Genomic DNA, 1,598 nt, shown 5'->3' with positions numbered 1-1,598 from the left:
GCGCTGGTCAGTTGGCTGCCGTCTGGCTTATACACATACACATAGGTTTGCCCTGCCAGGGTGCTGCCCGCAATGGCCAGCCCCAGGTTCTGTCCGGCCGTCCCGTTGAAAGTGTAGGTGGCGTTCTGGTTGGCGGCAAAGTTCAGTGTCACCGGCGTTCCTGCGGTCAATACTCCAGTCAGATCTGATTGCAGGCCGAGGGTAATGCTACCCGCAACACCTCCGTTGGGTTGTACGCGAACGGTATAGGCGCCATTTGCCGGCAGGTTGTTTAGCGTCAGCGTCGTGGTTGTAGCAGCGCCCGAGCCATAGTACAAACTGGTGTAATTCAGTCGGCTGCCATCTGGGTTATACACATACACATAGGTTTGCCCCGCCAGCGTGTCGCCACCGAGGCTCAACTCCACGTTCTGCCCCACTGTTCCATTAAAGGTGTAGGTGGCGTTCTGGTTGGCGGCAAAGTTCAGTGTCACCGGCGTTCCTGCTGTCAATACTCCGGTCAGATCTGATTGCAGGCCGAGGGTAATGCTGCCCGCAACGCCTCCGTTGGGTTGTACGCGAACAGTATAGGTGCCATTCGCAGGTAGGTTGGCCAATGCTAGTGCAGTACCCGTACTCGCCCCCGAGCTATAAGAGAGGCTTGCTGAGTTCAGTTGCGTTCCGTCCGGCTTATAAACATAGAGGTAGGTGCTCCCCACCAAGGTATCGCCACTCAGGCCCAATTCCACGTTCTGCCCTGCTGCCCCAGTGAAGGTGTAGGTGGCGTTCTGGCCAGCAGCCAGATTCAGGCTGAGCGGTGCGCCTGCGGTAAGGGGGCCAGTCAGATCGGCCTGTAGCCCCAGAATAAGGCTTCCAGTAGCGCCGCTGCCAGGAATGATTCGAACAGTGTAGGTGCCGCTGACCGGCAAATTGCTTAGTGCCAAGGCTGTCGAGGTTGCCGCCCCCGAACTGTAATACAGATTGGTGTAATTCAGGCGGCTACCGTCTGGGTTATACACATACACGTAGGTTTGCCCTGCCAGGGTGCTGCCTGCTATGGCCAGCCCCAGGTTCTGTCCAGCTGTTCCACTAAAGGTGTAGGTGGCGTTCTGGTTGGCAGCAAAGTTCAGTGTTACTGGTGCCCCGGCTGTCAGCACGCCTGCAAGATCCGCCTGCAGGGCCAGGGTGATGTTGCCTGCCAACCCACCAGTGGGTTGTATGCGAACCGTGTAGGTACCATCCGTAGGCAGACTGTTTAGCGTCAACGTCGTACTTGTAGCAGCTCCCGAGCTATAGGACAAATTCGTAGAATTCAGTTGCGTTCCATCGGGTTTGTAAACATAGAGGTAGGTGCTCCCTACCAGGGTGTTGCCGCTCAGATTAAGCATCGCATTTTGCCCTGCTACCCCTGTGAAGGTGTAGGTGGCGTTTTGACCAGAGGCCAAACTCAGGTTAACCGGTGTGCCTGCGGTGAGGCTGCCGCTCAGATCCGTCTGCAGTCCCAGCGTGAGGCTGCCGGTGGCACCGCTACTGGGCGTGACCCGGACCGTGTAGGTGCCACTGACCGGCAGATTGCTCAGTGCCAGGGCTTTCGAAGTGGCTGCACCCGAACTGTAGGA

The 1,598-nt window shown here is 57.6% G+C and carries 1 protein-coding gene; it reads right to left on the bottom strand.

The annotated features are described in order from the left end of the window. On the bottom strand, window positions 1-1,598 hold a 1,598-nt coding region (locus B145_RS0116255), incomplete at both ends, for a beta strand repeat-containing protein (RefSeq protein ID WP_018608726.1).

The sequence above is a fragment of the Uliginosibacterium gangwonense DSM 18521 genome (genome assembly GCF_000373965.1).
In the GTDB taxonomy this organism is placed as follows: domain Bacteria; phylum Pseudomonadota; class Gammaproteobacteria; order Burkholderiales; family Rhodocyclaceae; genus Uliginosibacterium; species Uliginosibacterium gangwonense.
This window is presented reverse-complemented; position numbering and strand designations above follow the sequence as displayed.